The sequence below is a fragment of the Variovorax sp. CF079 genome, assembly GCF_900101545.1.
GTDB lineage: Bacteria > Pseudomonadota > Gammaproteobacteria > Burkholderiales > Burkholderiaceae_C > Variovorax.
Window position 1 is genome coordinate 288,168 of sequence record NZ_FMZU01000001.1, and the last position, 15,190, is coordinate 303,357.

Sequence of the window (15,190 nt, forward strand, 5' to 3'; positions counted from 1 at the left end):
CCAACACATGAGCACATCTTCATCGCGCGCCGATTCCGGCTTCGCCTACACCCGCCCCTTTTTCGAAAACCTGGTCGATTCGGCCCTGGCGCATGCCAAGAAGCTCGGCGCCACCGACGCCGGCGCGGAGGCGTCCGAGGGCTGTGGCCTCAGCGTCTCGGTGCGCAAGGGCGAACTCGAGAACGTCGAGCGCAACCGCGACAAGTCGCTCGGCGTCACGGTCTATGTGGGCCATCGGCGCGGCAATGCCAGCACTTCCGACTTCTCCGAGGCCGCCGTCGCGCAGACGGTGCAGGCGGCCTACGACATCGCGCGCTTCACGGCCGAGGATCCGGTCAGCGGCCTGCCCGACGAAGCGGACATCGTCACCGACCAGCCCGATCTCGACCTGTTCCATCCCTGGAACATCAGCAGCGAGCAGGCCGCTGCGCTGGCGCTCGAATGCGAGGCCGCAGCACTGTCGACGGACAAGCGCATCACCAACAGCGAAGGCGCAGGCGTCTCGGCGCAGCAAAGCCATTTCTTCAGCGCCCATACGCGCGGCTTTCGCGGCGGCTATGCGAGCTCGCGGCACTCGATCTCGGTAGCGCCGATCGCCGGCAAAGGCGACGATATGCAGCGCGACGCCTGGTACAGCTCGATGCGCTCGGCCGAGGAGCTCGCGAGCCCGGCGGCCGTCGGGCGCTATGCGGCTGAACGCGCGCTGAGCCGCCTCAAGTCGCGCAAGATCAAGACCACTGAATGCCCGGTGCTTTTCGAGTCGCCGATGGCGGCCGGGTTGCTGGGCGGCCTGGTGCAGGCCACCAGCGGCGGTGCGCTCTACCGCAAGAGCAGCTTCCTGCTCGACTCGCTCGGCAAGCAGGTGCTGGCCAAGCACATCGACGTGCTCGAAGATCCGCACATCCTGCGCGGCAAGGGCAGCTCGCCCTTCGACGACGAGGGCGTGACCACGCGCAAGCGCAAGGTGGTCGACGGCGGCCGGCTCGAGGGCTATTTCCTGAGCACCTACTCGGCGCGCAAGCTGGGCATGAAGACCACCGGCAATGCCGGTGGTTCGCACAACCTCACTCTGAGCTCGCGGCTGACGAAGAAGGGCGACGATCTCGATGCCATGCTCGCCAAGCTCGGCACCGGTCTGTTCGTGATCGAGCTCATGGGGCAGGGCGTCAACTACGTGACGGGCGACTACTCGCGCGGCGCCAGCGGCTTCTGGGTCGAGAAGGGCAAGATCACCTTTCCGGTGCAGGAGATCACGATTGCCGGCAACTTGAAGAGCATGCTGCTCGGCATCGAGGCGATCGGTGCCGATGCCTACAACTACGGTGCGAAGACCACCGGTTCGATCCTGGTGAACCGGATGAAGGTCGCCGGAAGCTAAGCCGCGTCTGCGAGCAGCGCCTCGCGCACCCTGGCGATGGCGTTGAGGTAGGGCGTGGTGAAGCCGTCCAGAGGCGCATCGGGCGCCAACCAGTTGAAGCTGAAAACGAGCCCGTCTTCTTCCGGACTGCCCATGGCCACGTGGTCGAAGGTCTCGGGCAGCGGCGATGGTGCGCGCATCAGGAACAGGTGCCAGAGCTGGGCATGCCGGTGCACGTTGCCTTCGATGCCGGCCTCGCATTCGCGGTCCAGCGTGCCCAGCGGCTGCAGTTCGCCGCGGTAGTCGATGCCCGACTCTTCCAGCAGCTCTCGCCGCACGGCGTCTTCAGGCGCTTCTCCGGGCTCCACCGTGCCCTTGGGCAACTGCATGCTCTTGTCGCCAGGATGGTGGAAGACCAGCAGGCGGCCGCGGTCGTCCACCACGCAGGCGCAGGCCTTGTGGATCGCGGTGCGTGCCGTCATCCTCAGCCGCCCGAGAGCGCGGCCTTCACGGCAGCACTGACCTGGCCCATGTCGGCTTTGCCGGCCAGGCGGGTCTTGACCGCGCCCATCACCTTGCCCATGTCGCCGGGGCCCGCTTTGCGACCAAGTTCTTCGCCGAGTTCGGCCACGATGGCCCGGACCTCGGCCGCGATCTCGTCCGCGCCCATGCGTTGGGGCAGGTACACCTCCAGCACCTTGATCTCGGCGGCTTCCTTGTCGGCCAGGTCGGTGCGGCCGCCCTGGGTGAAGGCGGCGACCGAGTCCTTGCGCTGCTTGACCAGCTTGTCGACGATGGCCACGACCATCGCATCGTCGAGCTCGATGCGCTCGTCGACTTCCTTCTGCTTGAGGGCGGCGAGCAGCAGGCGGATGGTGCCCAGGCGCTCCGAGTCCTTGGCGCGCATCGCGGTCTTCATGTCTTCGGTGATCTGGTCCTTGAGACTCATGGCAGGCTTTCTTGACAGGCTAAAAACAAAAGCCGCGGCAGGTATCCCTGGCGCGGCTCTGAACCGGACGCTGGCTTCGGCGCCAGCGCGGCGGATGCTCAGTACAGCTTCTTGGGAAGCTGCATGCTGCGCACGCGCTTGTAGTGGCGCTTGACCGCTGCGGCCTTCTTGCGCTTGCGCTCGGCGGTCGGCTTCTCGTAGAACTCGCGGGCGCGCAGGTCGGTCAGCAAGCCGAGCTTTTCGATGGTGCGCTTGAAGCGGCGCAGCGCGACGTCGAAGGGCTCGTTTTCTTTAACGCGGATGGTGGTCATTTAAAAATCGGTCTTTGTTGAATTTGGCCTGGGGAAGATCGGGCCCCGGGCCGGGGTTCCTCAACTGAAAAATGGGGTAGGCCGTTGAGGGGAGGCCAAAGTTAGCCCGACATTATAGCGCGTGAGCGCAGGCATGGGCGCTGGCCCAGGCCCACTGGAAGTTGTAACCGCCGAGCCAGCCGGTCACGTCGACCACTTCGCCGATGAAATACAGGCCGCGCTGCTTGGATTCCATGGTTTGCGAAGACAGCTCGCGGGTGTCGACGCCGCCGGCCGTGACCTCGGCCTTCTTGTAGCCCTCGGTGCCGCTGGGGGTGATCTGCCAGCGTGCGATGCGCTCGGCCAGCGCGGCGAGCGCCCGGTCGGCCGCTTCGTTGATCGGACGCTGCAGCGCTGCGTCCTGCCCGACCCAGGCGTCCGCCAGCCGCGCGGGCACCAAGCCGGCCAGTTCGTTGCCGATGCGCTTGCGCGAGCGTTGCTTGGCCTCGCCGAGCGAGGCGCGCACGTCCACCCCCGGCGCGAAATCGATGGTGAGCGGGGCGCCCGGTTGCCAGTAGCTCGAAATCTGCAGCACCGCCGGGCCCGAGAGGCCGCGATGGGTGAAGAGCAGGTCTTCGAGGAAAACTGTGCGATCTTTCTTGGCGCCGGTTTCGATCTGCACCGGCAGCGCCAAGCCGGCCAGCTCGGCGTAGGGCGACCAGGCCTCGCCGCCGAAGGTCAGGGGCACCAGAGCGGGACGCGGCGCGACCACGCGCAGACCGAACTGCGCGGCGAGCCGGTAGCCGAAATCGCTGGCGCCGATCTGGGGAATGGAAAGGCCGCCCGTCGCAATCACCAGCTTGGACGTCTGGACGCTGCCTCGGCTGGTCTCGATCCGATAGCCCCCTCCATCCGAGAACGCGATCTCGCCGACACTGCAGGGCTGCCAATGCGCGACGCCGCCGGCCGCGCACTCGGCCAGCAGCATGTCGATGATCTGTTGCGAGCTGCCGTCGCAGAAGAGCTGGCCCTTGTGTTTTTCGTGGAAAGCGATGCCGTGGCGCTGCACCAGTTCGATGAACTGCTGCGGCGTGTAGCGCGACAGCGCCGAGCGGCAGAAATGCGGGTTGTCGCCGATGAAATGGCGCTGCGGCGCGCGCACGTCCAAGTCGCGGTTGGTGAAGTTGGCGCGTCCGCCGCCCGAGATGCGGATCTTTTCGGCGATGCGCTCGCCGTGGTCGATGAGCAGCACCTTCAGGCCGCGCTGGCCCGCCAGTCCGGCGCAGAAGAGACCGGCGGCACCCGCGCCGACGACCACCGCGTCGAACGCGGGCATTCAGCAAACCTCCGCGCTGCGCGCTGCGGTGCGAGCCCCTTCGGGCGGCCGGGCGGGGCTCATCCTTTCCACACGAACGGGAACTTCAACTGCTTGAAGAAGCCGTTGGGCACGTAGTCGCCGACCACGCCGTAGCGCTCTGGCCAGAGCCTGGTGCTCTTGACGGCCGTGCCGAAGAGATAGTCGAGAAAGGCGTAGTGCGCGGCGTAGTTCTTGTCGATCGCCTCGTCGTCCTGGCTGTGGTGCCAGTGATGGAAGTTGGGCGTGACGATGAGGTAGCGCAGCGGCCCGAGGCGCACGCTCACGTTGCAGTGGTTGAAGACCGCCTGGAAGCCGACCACCACGATGTAGGCGTCGATCACTTCCTTGCTGAAGCCCAGCACGTAGATCGGCGCCAGCACCAGCGTGCGCGTGATCAGCAACTCGAGGATGTGCTGGCGCGAGCCGGCCATCCAGTCCATGCTCTTGACGCTGTGGTGCACCGCATGCAGGCGCCACAGGAGCGGCACCTCGTGGTAGGCGCGGTGCGTCCAGTACTGCACCAGGTCGGCCACCAGGATGATCAGCAGCACGCCGGCCCAGAAGGGCAGCCCCGCGATCCAGCCGCGCACGCCGTCGTTGGCGGCCCAGCCGAAGAGCTTGTGCACCAGCAGGTTGGTCGCCAGCAGCACGAAGCCCACGATCATGTGGTTGACGACGAAGTGGTGAAAGTCCGTCTGCCACTCGGCGCGGAACACCGGCTGGTCCTTGCGGTGCGCGAACAGTTTCTCGATGAAGATGAAGATCAGCGAAGAGCCCAGCAGGTCGAGGATGAACCAGTCGAGCCCGATGTAGGGCGTGTTGTCGGCGAAGTCGTTGACCGGCACCTTGTGGCCGCCGAGCAGCGCCGCCGCGGCCACCAGCAGGAAGGCGAAGGAGGAGAGCCAGCGCGAGCGGTTGAAGATGATGTTCACCAGCGAGAGGCCGCCGGAAATCACCATCGCAACGAGCAGCACGATGCGCATCACGTCGACGTTGTAGCTGCGGCGCAGCTCGGGCGTGCTGAGGTACTGCGGGAAGTGGAAGACGAGCACGCCCAGGAAGCACAGGATGCCTAGCGAGAGCGCGATGGTGCCGGTGACCAGGCCCTTGCCGCGTTGCAGCTCGCCATGGCTTTCGGTGAATTCATTGAGTTTTTCGAGCTCCAGCATCCTGATCTCCCGCCCGTGTTCGAGGGCTGGAGGATTCTAGGGGTGGCGCCGGAACGTGCCGACAGGCCGAACGGCCGATTCAGGTGCCGAAGCGCGTCGCCGGCAGGCCCGCCGCGGCCAGGCCGCGCAGCACGTCGCCGACCACGATCACGGATGGGCTGCCGAGCCCGGCTGCCGCCAGGTCGAAAGGCAGGCGCGCGAGCGTGGTCGCGATGTGGCGCTGCTGCGGCAGGCTCGCATGCTGGATCACGGCCACCGGCGTGTCGCCCGCCAGGCCGTGCAGCAGCTCGTTCTGGATATGGGCCACGCCCGTGACGCCCATGTAGATCACCAGCGTGAGCCGCGCGTCGCGCGCAGTGGCGGCCAACTGCCGCCAGTCGGTCGGATGCTGGTCGGCCGCATGACCCGTCTTGGCGTGGCCGGTGACGAACACCACGCCCTGCGCGTGGTCGCGGTGCGTGAGCGGCACGCCCAGCGCGGTGACGGCGGCGAGGCCAGCCGTGATGCCGTTGATCACCCGCACCTCGATGCCTTCTTCGCGCAGGTGCTCCACCTCCTCGCCGCCGCGGCCGAAGATGAAGGGGTCGCCGCCCTTGAGGCGCACCACGGTCTCGCCCTCGCGCACCGCGGTGATCATGAGCCGCTCGATGAAGGCCTGCGGCGTGCTCCTGCAGCCGCCGCGCTTGCCGACATGGACGATGCGTGCGCCGGGCCGCGCGTAGGCCAGGATCTCCTCGCTGACCAGGTCGTCGACCAGGAGCACGGTGGCCGCCTGGATCGCCTTGACGGCCTTGATCGTGAGCAGTTCGGGATCGCCGGGGCCGGCGCCGACCAGGGTGCAGCTGCCGTGATGGGAAAGGGTGCTCATGGGTGCTCCACCTGTTGGGCCAACTGCAGGACATGCTCGACCTGCTGCGCGATCGCGTCCGGCACCGGCGCCTGGCCGGCCAGCACGCGCCGCGTGTAGTCGGCCGTGGTCTCGATGTCGATTTCTTTGGGCAGCCCGGGCACCTCGGCTTGCGTGCCGGGCTCCTGGGTCTGCAGTGCGACGCGCCGGCCGCGCACGAAGCCGTCGACCTGCGCGGTGCGGCGCGGGTCGGCCACGCTCTCGCCCTCGAGTCCGCGCGAGAGCAGGGCGGTCATGCCCAGCAGCTCGAAGGTCGCTGCCATGGACTCGGCGTAGGCGGGATGCGTGTAGCTGCCGACCACCACGCAGGCGCCTTGCGTCGGTTGCATCAGCTTGACCACGCTGTGGCCGGGGTTGCGCAGGCCGACCACGCGGCGCACGTCGAGCAGGCGCTTGAGGCCGGGGCTGAGCAGCTCGGTCGGTGCGAAGACCGCCTCTCCGTTCGCGATGGGCCGGATGGACGCGAGCGGCTGCACGTCGAGGGCCGCGAGCACGTTGGAGGCCAGCACCCGGGTCGATTCGGTGGCCGCGCCATGCACCAGCACCGGCAGGCCTTCGCGGGCCAGCAGCAGCGCGAGCAAGGGCGTGAGCACCGGCAGCCGGCGCGCGCCGTTGTAGCTGGGCAGCACCACCAGCGGCCGGCCGGTGGCGGGAAAGCGCGCCAGGCGCGCATGGGTGGCATCGAGAAAGCCGGCCATCTCATCCGGCGTCTCGCCCTTGATGCGCATGGCCAGGCAGAAGGCGCCGGTTTCCAGGTCGGTCACGGTGCCGTCGAGCACCTGGCCGAAGAGGTCCGCGGCCTGCTCGCGGTTGAGCGGCCGCGCGCCGCGCGCGCCGCGGCCGATTTCCTTGATGTAGTGGCTGATTCCCATGGGTAGGCCCATTGTCCCGCAAGGCTTATGCCGCAATACGGCTGCGCTTATGCCCTGGAAGGCAGGAAGGGAAGCCGTCCATGCGCTCATGATTGCTCGGCCAGGGCCGGTGCCGCGCTCGCGCGCACCATGCGCTTGAGCTCGGGCAGGCAGGAGCCGCAATTGGTGCCGCATTTCAGCGCGCCCTGCAATGTGGCTAGGCGATCGCCTTCGGAACCCGAAGCGGCCGCCAGGTGCTCGCCGATGGCGGTCTGCGTCACGCCGAAGCAGCTGCAGATGACCTTGCCGCGCGCCGCCACGCCGGCCGGGGCGGCGGCGCCGGGCTTGAGCAGCTGGCGGCCATAGGCCTGTGCGGGCAACTGGTCCTGCAGCAAGGTCTTGATCCAGGCCTCCGCACGCGTGTCGCCGGCCAGCAGGAAGCCTTCGAGGTGTGCGTCCTGGCCGTCGCGCACCAGCCGCGCAGCGCGCCGCTGCCCGTGCTTGGCATCGGCATAGCGCAAGGTGTCGGCGCCGCCGAGCCCCAGCAGTCCCTCGATGCGGGCGAGCACATCGTTGGAGGGCGCGTCGTAGGCGGCAGCGCGAAAGAGGATGCCGGTGCGCTCCGGCCCGCTGCCCTCCAGGGCGCCGCCGGTGCCGAACGGTACGCAGCTGGCAAAGGGGAAGGACGGCATCAGTGCGCGCAGAGCCTCGCGGATGTCCAGGGACGCGTCCCGCGGCAGCCAGGCCACCGCCAGCAAGGACCAGGGCAGTTCGGCCTTGAGGATCTTGACGGCCGCGTGCTTGAGTTCGGGCTGCTTCGAATCGGGGCAGAAGGCCGGCGTCGTGAGCGCATTGACGCCGGCCAATGGCTCGCCGGTGCTGGAGCGGCCGCTGAGATATTCGCCGCCCCAGTGCATGGCGATGAACGCCTGGCTCATCCCCACCTCGGCGCTGGCCGCGACGGGCAGCACGATCGAGCCGCGCCGCGAGGTGACGTGCACCAGGTCGCCCTCCTTCAACTGGCGGCGCGCCATGTCCTGCGCATGCATCTGCACCGTCGGCTCCGCTGCGTGGCCGAACAGGCGGCCCAGCGTGCCGGTGCGGCTCATGCCGTGCCACTGGTCGCGCAGGCGGCCGGTGTTGAGCGAGAACGGAAAGCGCGCCTCGCGGGCTTCGGCCACCGGCTTGTAGGCGACGTCGGCAAAGCGCGCGCGGCCGTCGGGCGTGGCGAACACGCCGTCTTCGTAGAGGCGCGCACGGCCGGTGGTCTCGCCTTCGCGCAGCGGCCACTGCTGCGGCGCGGCCTCGAGCATCGCGTAGCTCATGCCGGTGATGTCGAGATCGCGGCCGCGCGTGGATTCGCGGTGCTCGTTCCACACGGCTTCCGCACTCGCATAGGGGAACAGCGTGTTCGCACGCGCCAGCCGTGTTTCGAGCCGGCGCGCGAAATCCATCGCGATGGCCCAGTCGTCGCGCGTCTCGCCCGGTGCCGCGACGGCCGGCCGCACCCGCGAGACGCAGCGCTCGCTGTTGGTGACGGTGCCGTTCTTCTCGCCCCAGGTGGTGGCCGGCAGCAGCAGGTCGGCGAAGTCGCAGGTGGCGGTGGTCGAGAAGGCTTCCTGCACGACCACGAATTCGCAGCGTTCGAGCGCGCGGCGCACGGTGGCCTGGTCGGGCATTGACTGCGCGGGGTTGGTGCAGGCGATCCAGAGCGCGCGGATCTCGCCGTCGGCGGCGGCCTGGAACATCTCGACTGCGGTCTTGCCGGGCTTCTCCGGCACCGAAGGCACGCCCCAGAGAGCGGCGACCTCGGCACGATGCTGCGGGTTGGCGAGGTCGCGGTGCGCCGACAGCAGGTTGGCCAGGCCGCCCACCTCGCGGCCGCCCATCGCGTTGGGCTGCCCGGTCAGCGAGAAGGGGCCGGCGCCGGGCCTGCCGATCTGCGCGGTCGCGAGGTGCAGATTGATCAGTGCCGCATTCTTGGCGGTGCCCGACGACGATTGGTTGAGGCCCTGGCAGTAGAGGCTCAGCGTCGCGGCCGAGGTGGCGAACAGGCGCGCGGCCTGCAGCAGGTCGTCCTTGGAGATGCCGCAGACCTGCGCCACGCGATCGGGCGTGCAGTCGCGCACGGTGGCCTTGAGCGCCTCGAAGCCGCTGGTGTGGGCGGCGATGTAGCGCGCATCGGTCCAGCCTTCCCACAGTATCAGGTGCAGCATGCCGTTGAAGAGCATCACGTCGGTGCCCGGCTGGATGGCCAGGTGCAGGTCGGCGATCTCGCAGGTGTCGGTGCGGCGCGGATCGGCCACGACGATCTTCATCGCCGGGTTGGCCGCCTTCGCATCCTCGATGCGGCGGAACAGGATCGGATGGGCCCAGGCGGTGTTGCTGCCGGCGATGAACAGGCACTCGGCGTGCTTCAGGTCGTCGTAGCAGGCCGGCGGCGCGTCGGCGCCCAGCGTTTTCTTGTAGCCGGCCACCGCGCTGCTCATGCACAGGCGCGAATTGGTGTCGATGTTGTTGGTGCCGATCAGGCCCTTGGCCAGCTTGTTGAAGACGTAGTAGTCCTCGGTGAGCAACTGGCCCGAGACGTAGAAACCGACGGCGTTCGGGCCGTGCTCGCGCACGACCTGGGCGAACTTGTCGGCGGCCGTGTCGAGCGCAGTGTCCCAGCCGACGGCCTCGGGCGCCACACCGCGCTCGGCACGCCGCATCGGCTGCAACAGCCGCGTCTGCCGCGTGACCGCCGCGCTGGCGGTCAGGTGCAGCGTCGAGCCCTTGGTGCACAGGCGGCCGAAGTTGGCCGGGTGCTCCGGGTCGCCGCGCACGCCGGTGATCTGCGCGCCATCGGATTCGATGATCACGCCGCAGCCGACACCGCAGTACGGGCAGGTGGAGCGTGTTTCGTTCATGGCATGCCTTCAGGCTGCGACGGAGCGCTTCGGTCCCGCGACGGGGCGCTCGAGATCGGTGGCATGCGTCGCGAGTTCGCCTGCATCCAGATGGACCACACCGTCCGCGACCTTCACCGCGAAGCGCGGCGTGCATCCTTCATCCGGCGATTTCGCGCAGCCGTCGTCGAGCCCGATCGCCCAGTTGTGCAGCGGGCAGGCCACGCTGGTGCCGAACACGATGCCCTGGCTCAGCGGGCCGCCCTTGTGCGGGCAGCGGTCGAGCAAGGCGAAGACCTGGTTCTCGGCATTGCGGAATACCGCCACGTCCACGCCCGCAGGTCGTGCAACGCGTCGCGCGCCGAGCACGGGGATGTCGTCGATGCGGCAGATGACTTTCCATTCACTCATGGGGGTCTCTCTAGGTTTTGAGGTTGGAATACAGGCCGGTGATGCGATCCATGATCGCCAGCAGGTTCTCGCTGGTGACGAACACGTCGGACATGAGCTTGGGCGACGCACTCGCGCCTTCCAGACGCTGAAGGCCGTGGTTGAAGAACACCCACTGCGCGTCGGCCAGCACCAGCTCCTCCTTGATCTGCGTCGTGACCTCGGGCGCACTGCGCAGGGTTTCGAGTGCTGCAACGAACTCCGAGCGCGCCTTGGCGATCTCGGCCGCGCTGCCCGTCGGGTCGATCTGCAGGGCACTGGCCAGGTAGAACTTGGCCATGCGTTGCGACAGCATGCGCTGGCGGCCCGCGATGTTGACCAGCTTGCCCACCGACTTGCCCGAGGCCGCTTCGTACTGCACCGTGCCCTGGTGCGCCAGGGCGAGCACGGCGGCATCCAGCTTGACGACCTTTGCCGCTTCGTTCTTGCCGGGTGCGGGGCCCGTCAGTTCTCTCTTGAAATCGTTCCAGGCACCGTCGAGCGTGTCGTAGGTGCCGCGGATGGTGGGGGTAGGCGCGAAGGTCTTGAGCTCCACCAGTTGGCGGTCGAACAGGGCGATGGACCGGTCCAGCACCTGCTGGGCGTTGCGCGTCTCCACTTTTTGCACCAGCGCCAGGTAGGCCTTGCTCGCACGCTGCGAGAGCATGCGCTGGCGCCCCGCCTTGTTGATGGCGTCGTTGAGGTCGGCCACCTGGGCGCGTGCGCCCAGGCCGATCAGGGCGGTCGAGGCGATGAAGAGCCGTCTTTTCAAACCACTTCTCCGGCTTGCGGTTTTCATGCCGTCAGCGGCGTGAACTGCCGCACGTCGACCGAGGCCTGGCTCGACTCGAACCACGGATCGGGTTCGCCGTCGAGTGCGAACTGCAGTCGCTCCCACAGCGCCTTGCGGCCTTCGGCGTCCTCGAGAATCTTCTTCTTCACATAGTCCAGGCCCACACGGCCGATGTAGTGCACCGTGCGCTCGAGGTACCAGCCCTCTTCGCGGTAGAGCTGCAGGAACGCGCCCGCGTACTCCATCACTTCCTCGGAGGTCTTGACCTTCACGAGGAACTGCGCCACCTCGGTCTTGATGCCGCCATTGCCGCCCACGTAGAGTTCCCAGCCCGAGTCGACGCCGATCACGCCCACGTCCTTGATGCCGGCCTCCGCGCAGTTGCGCGGGCAGCCCGAGACCGCGAGCTTGACCTTGTGCGGCGAGTACATGGCCCACAGCGCGCGCTCGAGGTCCTTGCCCATCTGCGTCGAGTCCTGCGTGCCGAAGCGGCACCACTCGCTGCCGACGCAGGTCTTCACCGTGCGCAGCGACTTTGCGTAGGCAAAGCCCGAGGGCATGCCGATGTCCTTCCAGACGTTCTCCAGGTCTTCCTTCTTCACCCCGAGGAGGTCGATGCGCTGTCCGCCGGTGACCTTGACGGTCGGGATCTTGTACTTGTCGGCCGCGTCCGCAATGCGGCGCAGTTCGTCGGGCGTGGTGTGGCCGCCCCACATGCGCGGGATCACCGAATAGGTGCCGTCCTTCTGGATGTTGGCGTGGCTGCGCTCGTTGATGAAGCGGCTCTGCGGGTCGTCCTTGGCCTCCTTGGGCCAGGTCGAGATCAGGTAGTAGTTGACGGCCGGGCGGCAGGTCGCGCAGCCGTTGGGCGTGCGCCAGCCGAGGCCGCGATAGACCTCATCGTGCGTGAGCCAGTGTTCCTTGCGGATCGCGTCGCGCACGTCCTGGTGGCTGGCGTCGGTGCAGCCGCAGACCGCCTTCTTCTTCGGCGTGGCCGAGTAGTCGCCGCCGGCGGTGAACATCAGGATCTGTTCCACCAGCCCGGTGCACGAGCCGCAGCTGGCGCTGGCCTTGGTGTGCTTCTTGACCTCTTCGAGCGTGAACAGGCCCTTGTCCTTGATGGCCTTGCAGATGGTGCCCTTGCTGACGCCGTTGCAGCCGCAGACCTCGGCGTCGTCGGGCATGCTGGCGGCCTTGCTGTGGCCTTCGTGGCCGGTGTCGCCGATGTTCGATTCGCCGAACATCAGCTTGTCGCGGATGTCGCTCACGCTGCGGCCGTCGCGCAGCAGCTTGAAGTACCAGCTGCCGTCGACCGTGTCGCCGTAGAGGCAGGCGCCGACCAGCTTGTCGTCCTTGATCACCAGCTTCTTGTAGACGCCGCCGAAGGGGTCGCTCATCACGATCTCCTCGGTGCCTTCGCCGCCCATGAATTCGCCGGCGCTGAAGAGGTCGATGCCCGTCACCTTGAGCTTGGTCGAGGTCAGAGATCCGAGGTAGCGGCCGATGCCGAACTGCGCGAGATGGTTGGCCGCCACCTTGGCCTGCTCGAACAAGGGTGCGACCAGCCCGTAGGCGATGCCGCGGTGGGCCGCGCATTCGCCCACCGAGTAGATGCGCGCGTCGGTCACGGTCTGCATGGTGTCGGTGACCACGATGCCGCGGTTGCAATGCAGGCGCATCTTCTCGGCCAGCTCGACGTTGGGCCGGATGCCCACGGCCATCACGACCAGGTCGGCCGCGACCTCGGTGCCGTCCTTGAAGTGGATGGCCGCAACGCGTCCTTCATCGTTGCCGACCAGCTCCTGCGTCTGCGCGCCGATCAGGAACTTGAGCCCGCGGTCTTCCAGCGACTTCTGCAGCAGCTTGCCCGCCACGTCGTCGAGCTGGCGCTCCATGAGCCAGGGCATGACATGCACTACGGTCACGTTCATGCCGCGCAGCATCAGGCCGTTGGCCGCTTCCAGGCCCAGCAGGCCGCCGCCGATGACCACCGCGTTCTTGTGCGTCTTCGCGGTCTCGATCATGTAGTCGGTGTCGGCGATGTCGCGGTAGGCGATCACGCCCTTCAGGTCCTTGCCCGGGACGGGCAGCATGAAGGGGTTGGAGCCGGTGCACATCAGCAGGCGGTCGTAGGCGGCCTCGGTGCCGTCCTCGGCCCGCACGATGCGCTTGACGCGATCGACCTCGACCACCTTCTTGCCGGCGTGCAGCGTGATGTTGTTCTCGGCGTACCACTCCCAGCTGTTGAGCACGATCTCGTCGACCGTCTGCTCGCCGGCGAGCACCGGCGACAGCAGGATGCGGTTGTAGTTGGGATGCGGCTCGGCGCCGAAGACGGTGATGTCGTAGAGATCGGGCTCGATCTTCAGCAGCTCTTCGAGCGTGCGCACGCCGGCCATGCCGTTGCCGACCATCACGAGTTTCATCTTCTTCATGGGGTGGGACCTTTCAAGCAAAGAGGGGGCTCGCGGCTTGCGCGGACAATCGCGCGCCATGAGCTTCGAAGTAGAGATCGGCTACAGCAGCCACCGCGGGCCGCGCCCGCAGAACGAGGACTTCGCCGGCGCGGTGCATGCGCCGCGCGGCGAGGAGTCGCGCGGGCTGATCGCGGCGATCGCCGACGGCGTTTCTTCGGGCGGCCACGGGCTGGAGGCGGCGCAGACCACCGTCATCGGCCTCCTGGGCGACTACTTCGCCACGCCCGACACCTGGGAGCCGACGGTCGCGATGGACCGACTGATCGCCGCCCAGAACGCCTGGCTGGCCGATCACAACCGGCGCCGCCGCCAGGACAGCGCCATGACCACGCTGACCGCCCTGGCCCTGCACGGGCAGAGCTACACGCTGGCCCATGTGGGCGACACGCGCGCCTGGCGCGTGCGCAAGGGCGAGGGCGCGGCCATGCAGTTGAGCGTCGACCATGCGCTGGACCATCCCGACCTGCGCAGCCGCCTGACGCGCGCGGTGGGCCTCGACGACCACGTGCGCGTCGACTACATGCAAGGCGAGCTGCGCATCGGCGACTGCTTCGTGCTCAGCACCGACGGCGTGCACGGCGTGCTGAAGCCTGCGCGCGTGGCCGAGCTCGCGCTGGCCACCAATGCGCAGCAGGCCAGCGACGCGCTGGTCGACGCGGCGATCGCCGCCGGCACCCGCGACAATGCCACCGCGCTGGTCATCCGCGTGCTCGGGCTGGATGCGCGCCAGCTGCACGACGAGCTGGGCGATGCGCGCCGCCTGGATCCGCCCGCGGCGCTGAAGGTGGGCGAGGTGCTGGACGGCTACGCGATCACCGCGCTGGTCGCCGACACCGGCGTGCACCGGCTCTACCAGGCGCGCCATGTGCCCACCCGCGCGCTGGTCGCGCTCAAGACCCTGCACCCTTCGCGCGCCAGCGACCCCGAGGAGCGCGCCATGCTGGCGCACGAGGCCTGGCTGGGCCTGCGCGTGGGCGGGCGCGGCGAGCCCGGCTTCGTGCGCGTGCACGAACGCGCCGACGACGCCAGCGCGCTCTACACCGTGTTCGACTGGCATGGCGGCCGCACCGTCGAACAGATGTTGCGCTCGGGCATGCGCCCGGCCGTGGCGGAGGTGGTGGCCGCCGCGGTCCAGATCTGCAAGAGCCTGGGCCGGCTGCACCGCCACGGCGTGGTGCATCGGGACATCAAGCCCGGCAATCTGCACCTGGGCGACGACGGCTGCTGGCGCATCCTCGACCTGGGCGTGGCGCTCTCGGGCCGCGAGGGCGCGGCGCAGCGCGAGCTGCATGCCGGCACGCCCAGCTTCATGAACCCCGAGCAATGGGAGGGCGTCGCGCCCGATGCCGGCAGCGACCTGTTCGCCCTCGGCGTGGTGCTGTACCAATGGCTGGGCGGGCGCCTGCCTTACGGCGAGATCGAGCCCTACCAGATCGCCCGCTACCGGCGCGATCCCGTGGCGCTCTCGCGCATCCGGCCGGACGTGCCGATCTGGCTCGACCATCTGGTGCGCAAGGCGGTGGCGCGCGATCCGCGGCAGCGTTTCGAGACCGCCGAGGAGATGCTGCTGGCGCTCGAACGCGGCGCGGCCCGCCCGGTCGGCGCGCCGGCCGCCACGCCGCTGGTGCGGCGCGATCCCGCCCTGCTGTGGAAGATCGCGCTGGCCGCGTCGCTGCTCTTCAACGCGCTGCTCGTCTACTGGCTGCTGTTCCTGCCGCGCTGA

13 protein-coding genes are annotated in these 15,190 nt (G+C 68.3%); 2 read left to right on the forward strand and 11 right to left on the reverse strand.

Going from position 1 to position 15,190, the window contains the following annotated elements; all coding sequences use genetic code 11:
• Positions 1–7: 7 nt before the first annotated feature.
• Positions 8–1,378 carry a metalloprotease PmbA gene (pmbA, locus tag BLS74_RS01540; protein ID WP_093102386.1) on the forward strand — a complete coding sequence of 457 codons (1,371 nt, stop codon included), beginning with the start codon at positions 8–10 and terminating at the stop codon, positions 1,376–1,378.
• On the opposite strand, the gene BLS74_RS01545 is transcribed toward pmbA, so the two are convergent.
• The 11 genes from BLS74_RS01545 to nirB all read right to left on the reverse strand — a co-directional run bounded on the left by BLS74_RS01545 (position 1,375) and on the right by nirB (position 13,425).
• Complete coding sequence (locus tag BLS74_RS01545) at positions 1,375–1,839, reverse strand: NUDIX domain-containing protein (RefSeq protein ID WP_093102388.1); 465 nt, start codon at positions 1,837–1,839, stop codon at positions 1,375–1,377. The two genes, pmbA and BLS74_RS01545, sit on opposite strands and share 4 nt — an antisense overlap.
• 2 nt (positions 1,840–1,841) lie before the next feature.
• Positions 1,842–2,306: a GatB/YqeY domain-containing protein gene (locus BLS74_RS01550; RefSeq protein WP_093102389.1), complete on the reverse strand. Its 465-nt coding sequence runs from the start codon at positions 2,304–2,306 to the stop codon at positions 1,842–1,844.
• Between the two features lie 98 nt (positions 2,307–2,404).
• Positions 2,405–2,617 carry a 30S ribosomal protein S21 gene (gene rpsU / locus BLS74_RS01555; protein ID WP_007833691.1) on the reverse strand — a complete coding sequence of 71 codons (213 nt, stop codon included), beginning with the start codon at positions 2,615–2,617 and terminating at the stop codon, positions 2,405–2,407.
• 112 nt (positions 2,618–2,729) lie between these two features.
• Positions 2,730–3,932 (reverse strand): BaiN/RdsA family NAD(P)/FAD-dependent oxidoreductase, encoded by a 1,203-nt coding sequence (locus BLS74_RS01560; protein ID WP_093102391.1) that lies wholly within the window; start codon positions 3,930–3,932, stop codon positions 2,730–2,732.
• Between the two features lie 59 nt (positions 3,933–3,991).
• Positions 3,992–5,122, reverse strand: coding sequence for a sterol desaturase family protein (locus BLS74_RS01565; protein ID WP_093102392.1), 1,131 nt, complete (start codon positions 5,120–5,122; stop codon positions 3,992–3,994).
• A 79-nt stretch (positions 5,123–5,201) separates the two neighbouring features.
• On the reverse strand, positions 5,202–5,990 hold the full coding sequence (cobA, locus tag BLS74_RS01570; protein WP_093102394.1) for a uroporphyrinogen-III C-methyltransferase: 789 nt from the start codon (positions 5,988–5,990) through the stop codon (positions 5,202–5,204).
• Positions 5,987–6,901 carry a DNA-binding protein YbiB gene (gene ybiB, locus BLS74_RS01575; protein WP_093102395.1) on the reverse strand — a complete coding sequence of 305 codons (915 nt, stop codon included), beginning with the start codon at positions 6,899–6,901 and terminating at the stop codon, positions 5,987–5,989. Before ybiB ends, cobA begins: the two co-directional genes overlap by 4 nt.
• Before the next feature lie 86 nt (positions 6,902–6,987).
• Positions 6,988–9,789, reverse strand: a complete 2,802-nt coding sequence (locus tag BLS74_RS01580) for a nitrate reductase (RefSeq protein WP_093102397.1) — start codon at positions 9,787–9,789, stop codon at positions 6,988–6,990.
• 9 nt (positions 9,790–9,798) lie between these two features.
• Positions 9,799–10,179: a nitrite reductase small subunit NirD gene (gene nirD, locus BLS74_RS01585; RefSeq protein ID WP_093102398.1), complete on the reverse strand. Its 381-nt coding sequence runs from the start codon at positions 10,177–10,179 to the stop codon at positions 9,799–9,801.
• A gap of 10 nt (positions 10,180–10,189) precedes the next feature.
• A complete protein-coding gene (locus BLS74_RS01590) occupies positions 10,190–10,969 on the reverse strand; it encodes a type IV pili methyl-accepting chemotaxis transducer N-terminal domain-containing protein (RefSeq protein ID WP_093102400.1) in 780 nt (259 codons plus the stop codon).
• Between the two features lie 23 nt (positions 10,970–10,992).
• Entirely contained in the window at positions 10,993–13,425 is a 2,433-nt protein-coding gene (gene nirB / locus BLS74_RS01595; RefSeq protein ID WP_093102401.1) for a nitrite reductase large subunit NirB, read from the reverse strand.
• Between the two features lie 58 nt (positions 13,426–13,483).
• On the opposite strand from nirB, the gene BLS74_RS01600 reads away from it, so the two are divergent.
• Positions 13,484–15,190, forward strand: a complete 1,707-nt coding sequence (locus tag BLS74_RS01600) for a bifunctional protein-serine/threonine kinase/phosphatase (protein WP_093102403.1) — start codon at positions 13,484–13,486, stop codon at positions 15,188–15,190.